The organism is Polyangium sp. 15x6, assembly GCF_029960785.1.
In the GTDB taxonomy this organism is placed as follows: domain Bacteria; phylum Myxococcota_A; class Polyangia; order Polyangiales; family Polyangiaceae; genus Polyangium.
Map to the genome: position 1 here is coordinate 1 of NZ_JASBQE010000220.1, position 4,450 is coordinate 4,450.

General features: G+C 69.8%; 4 protein-coding genes. 3 read left to right on the plus strand and 1 reads right to left on the minus strand.

Going from position 1 to position 4,450, the window contains the following annotated elements; all coding sequences use genetic code 11:
- Positions 1–1,082: HEAT repeat domain-containing protein (locus QHF83_RS52940; protein ID WP_282425816.1), on the plus strand; the 1,082-nt coding region annotated here is incomplete at its 5' end.
- 1 nt (position 1,083) lies between these two features.
- Here QHF83_RS52940 and QHF83_RS52945 read toward each other — a convergent pair.
- Positions 1,084–2,682 (minus strand): PAS domain-containing protein, encoded by a 1,599-nt coding sequence (locus tag QHF83_RS52945; protein ID WP_282425817.1) that lies wholly within the window; start codon positions 2,680–2,682, stop codon positions 1,084–1,086.
- Between the two features lie 112 nt (positions 2,683–2,794).
- Here QHF83_RS52945 and QHF83_RS52950 point away from each other — a divergent pair, with 112 nt between their 5' ends.
- Positions 2,795–3,958 (plus strand): hypothetical protein, encoded by a 1,164-nt coding sequence (locus QHF83_RS52950; protein WP_282425818.1) that lies wholly within the window; start codon positions 2,795–2,797, stop codon positions 3,956–3,958.
- Positions 3,939–4,450, plus strand: a 512-nt coding sequence (locus QHF83_RS52955; RefSeq protein ID WP_282425819.1) for a hypothetical protein, incomplete at its 3' end; no start/stop codon positions are given. The genes QHF83_RS52950 and QHF83_RS52955, both read left to right, overlap by 20 nt.

The window sequence follows — 4,450 nt, forward strand, 5'->3', positions numbered from 1 at the left end:
CCGCGCCTCCGCCTCCGCCGCCCGCGCCAGCGCCGCCGGTCACGGCCGTGCCCACGGCCACGGCCTCGGCTGCCGCCCCGGCGCCGCCCGCCCCGCCTCCGGCGCCCGCGCCCGTGCTCAAGGCCGTCGACGTCTACGGCACGAAAAAGTTCGACGGCGCCTGGGTGCGGACGCGATTCGGCGAGACCTTCCAGCGCTGGTTCGACACCGAGGACGAAGCGCTCACGAAGAAGCTCGAGAAGGAGATGGTCGACGGCATTCTCGCCGAGCACAAGGACATCGGCTGGGTCCAGCTCTCGCCCGTCACCTATTACAACATGGGCGACGTGCCGCAGAGCTACGTGACGGTGGACGTGGTCGAGCGCAAGGACATGAAGAAGCGCCTCACGTTCGGACCCGAGCCGAAGGGCGATTTCGAGGATCCGGCGGGCCTGCTCGCGGCGTGGAAGGAATACGAGTCCACGTTCTTCCGCATGATGCGCGAGAAACAAATCGGCCCCGAGCGCGTCGCTTGCCCCGCATTCCACTGCATGGGCGGGTACGTGCACGAAAAACTCGCCCCCTATGGCGAGAAGTTCGTGAAGGACGTGCCGCCGAACGAGGACAAACTCGCCAAGATCCTGAAGGAGGACAAGGATCCGAAGGATCGCGCCGCGGCGGCGTTCCTGCTCGCCCACATCAAGGACGGCAAGAAGCTCGTCGGTCTGATGCTGCCGCTGCTCGACGATCCGGACACGCTCGTCCGCAACAACGCGACGCGCGTGCTCGTGAACGTGGCCATGTTCCACCACGACGTGGACGTGCCGCTCACGCCGGTGCTGAAGAACCTGAACGGCCCCACGATGAGCGACCGCAACAAGGCCGCCGCCGTGACGTGGGGCCTCGTCGATCGGCCGGGCGGCGCGAAGCTCTACCCGCAGGTGATCAAGGAGGCCGGCCCCACGCTGATCGCGCTGCTCGAGCTCGAGCAGCCGAACAACCACGATTTCGCGTACAAGATCCTGAAGAAGGTGAGCGGAAAGGATCTGGGCGAGCGTGATTATGCGGCCTGGAGGAAGTGGCTCGCCTCGCCGCGTGGTTGATTCAGCGGGAGAGGGCGCGCCCCCGGGATCGCATGATCGCGTGCGTCACGCCCTGCTGCAGGCTGCCGAGCGTCTTGATCCCGCGCATGTCGACGCCGAGCTCGATGAGCGCGCGCGCCGCCGCCGGCCGCACGCCCGTGAGCACGACCTCCGCGCCGAGCAGCGCCGCCGCCTGCGCCGCCTGCACGAGGCCACTCGCGACCTCGGCGTCGACCTCCCGGAGGCCCGTGATGTCGAGGATCGCGACCTCGGCCCGATGCGCGCCCACGCCGTCGAGCAGCGTCTCCAGCACGAGACAGGCGCGAGCCGCGTCGATGGCCCCGACGAGCGGCATGAGCACGACCCCGTTCGCGATCGGCAGGAGCGGCGTCGACAGCGCCCGCAGCGCCGCGTGTTGCGCGTCGATGATCTTCTGGGCGAGCTCGGCCCGCTCCTCCTCGGCGCGCTTGCGCGCGGTGATGTCGAGCGACACCCCGCAGACCGCGTACGCAGCCCCGCCGTCGTCGAAGAGCGGGAACTTCGAGACCAGGTAGACGTGGACGCCGTCCTTGGTCGGGATGATCTCCTCGCTGACCAGCGGGCGCCCCGCCGCGAGCGCGTCCTTGTCGTTGTCGCGATTCTGCTTCACGGCCTCGGGCGGGAGGAAATCCGCGTCCAGCTTGCCGACGACCCACCCGCGATCGAAGTTGAAGAGCTCGTCGAACTGGCGGTTCACGAAGGTGAAGCGGCCTTCGAGGTCCTTGACGAAGACCACGATGGGCGCGTTGTCGAGAATGGCCTGGATCTCGGCCTGGCTTCGTTCGAGCCGCTCACGGATCTGCCGATGCTCGGTGACGTCGTAGCCGCTGCCGACGATCGCCACGGGGCGGCCCTCGCCGTCGACCACGCGATCGACGTTCCATTCGACGATCCGGATCGCGCCGTCGCGCGAGAGGATCGGGTTCTCGTACCTCCGCGTGGGCTCGCCCGCGAGCACCTTGCGCATGTCGGCCCGGATGGACGCGTGGACCTCGGGCGGCAGGAACATCTCGAAGTAATCCTTGCCGATCGCCTCGTCCCGGGGGCAGCCATAAACGCGCTCGGCCTCGCCATTCCAGTCGGAAATGCGGCCGTCCTCGTCGATGATCACGATGACGTTGCCGATCGCGCCGACCAGGCTGCGAAAGCGCGCCGCGCCGTCGCGGCATCGCGCCTCGGCGACCTTGGCGTAGTGCCGGCCGACGCCCTCGGCGGCCGCGTCGAAGCAGGCCGAGAGGCGAAGGGTCCCCTCGGCCGCGCCCGACACCTCGGGCAGGGCGCGCAGCGAGACGCGCAGGGCGTGCCGTCGGCAGACGGTGACCGCGCGGACGACCTCCTCGGCCGCGGCGCCTCGACCCGCGAGGTCCACGAAATGGACCACGAGCGTCTCGGTCTCCGCCTCGCCGGCGAGCACGCGGATCACGCCCGCCACGACCCCTTCGACCCACGCTGTAGCCTCGGCCGCCCCGGCCTTCCCGAGGAACGGGATCTCTGTGGCGACGTCCGTCGAGATCGCGGCGCAGAGCTCGCGCTCCTGGCTCGAAAGGAACGTGAGGTACGCGCTTTCCGTGCGATCGCTCATGGTGAATGGCGCTCCAGAGGACGAGGCAACCAAACTCCCCCGGGCCCGTCAACTGCCAAGCGCCCGTTTCTACGGGCTCCGTGCGGGCGAAAGGGATGATAGCGTCACCTCCATGACCAGCGTGCCCATGGCCCCGTCGCGACCCCTCGAGCCGTCGCGCGCCCGCGGTTCTTCGGGCCTGGTCGAGTTTTTCCTCGTGGGAGGCGTGACCCCCTTCCTCTTTCCTCTTTCTTTTCTGCTCCGGCGCGCCTTCGGGCTCGACCCCGCGGAATATGCGGTTGGCTTCCTCATGTTCCACGCGGCGTTCGTCATCAACGACCCGCACTTCGCGGTCACGTACCTCCTGTTTTACAAGGACGTGAAGGCCCGCGCGTTCGGCGGCGCCTTTCGCGGGGCGCAGCGGGCTCGATACCTCGTCGCGGGCTTCGGGGTCCCGCTGATCCTCGGCGGCGTGGCCCTCGTGGGGCTCGCGACGAAGTCCGCGTTCACGTTGAGCCTGCTCATCCGGCTGATGTTTCTCCTCGTGGGCTGGCACTACGTGAAGCAAGGGTTCGGCGTCTTCACCGTGCTCGCGGCGCGGCGCGGGGTTCGTTTCGCTCCGCGCGAGCGACTCGCGGTCCTCGCGCACTGCTTCTCCGGCTGGGCCTACGCCTGGGCGAGCCCCGTCGATCCGGGCCGCGACGTCGAGGAAAAGGGCGTCGTCTACACGACCCTCGCGCACCCGGCCTGGCTCGAACACCTCACGCACGTGGTGTTTTTATCGACGCTGCTCCCGCTCGCGTGGGTCCTCGTCCAGAAGTGGCGGCGCGAAGGCCGCTTGCCGATTCTGACCCCGCTCACCGCGCTGCTTTGCAGCATCTGGTCGTGGTCGATCTACTCGAGCAGCGATCCGCTCGTGCGGTACGTCATTCCGGCGTTGCACTCGGTGCAATACCTGTACTTCGTCTGGCTGATGAAGGGGAACGAGGCGCGGGAGCGCGAGGGGCCGCCCTGGTTCGAACGGTCGGCGCGGACGCGGATCGGCATCCTCGCGGTGAGCGCCGTCGGCCTCGGCTGGCTCCTGTTCCACGGCGCGCCCACGGCGCTCGACGAGGCGCTCGCGCCGCGCGGCCGGGCGGCACTCGAGGACCTCGGGCCCACGCCGTATTTCGCGGCGCTCTACGCGTTCGTGAACATCCACCACTACTTCATGGACACCGTCATCTGGCGTCGCGAGAACCCGGAGACGCGGTACTTGCAAGAGCCGGCCCTCGGCGATGAGCGGCGCGCGTCCTGATCGAAGGCTCGCGCGAGCCGGGGCCCTCGCCGCCCTGCTCCTCGCGGCGCGGCCCTCCCAGGGCGACCTCGCCCCGGTCCGGATCGTCTACACCGCCCCGGCGCGTTGCCCGGGCGCCGAGGATTTTCTCGCGGCCGTGCGGGCCGAGGTGCCGGATCTGCGCGTGGCCAAGGAGGGGGAGGTCGCGCGGACGCTGACGGCGAGCCTGTTCGAGGAGAATCGAGGGAAGCTGCGGGGGGAGCTCCGGATCGAGATGCCGGGAGGGGAAAGCTCGCTGCGGGAGGTGTCGGGCGAGAGCTGCGAGGAGGTGATGGGGGCGCTTTCCCTGGTGACGGCGCTGGCGATCGAGGGAGGGCTGAACCAACCGCTGGACCCGCCGCCGCCTCCGCCTCCGCCGTCGCCTCCGCCGCCGCCTCCGCCGCCGCCTCCGCCTCCGCCGCCGCCGCCTCCGCCGCCACCGCCGCCGCCTCCGCCGCCGCCGCCTCCGCCGCG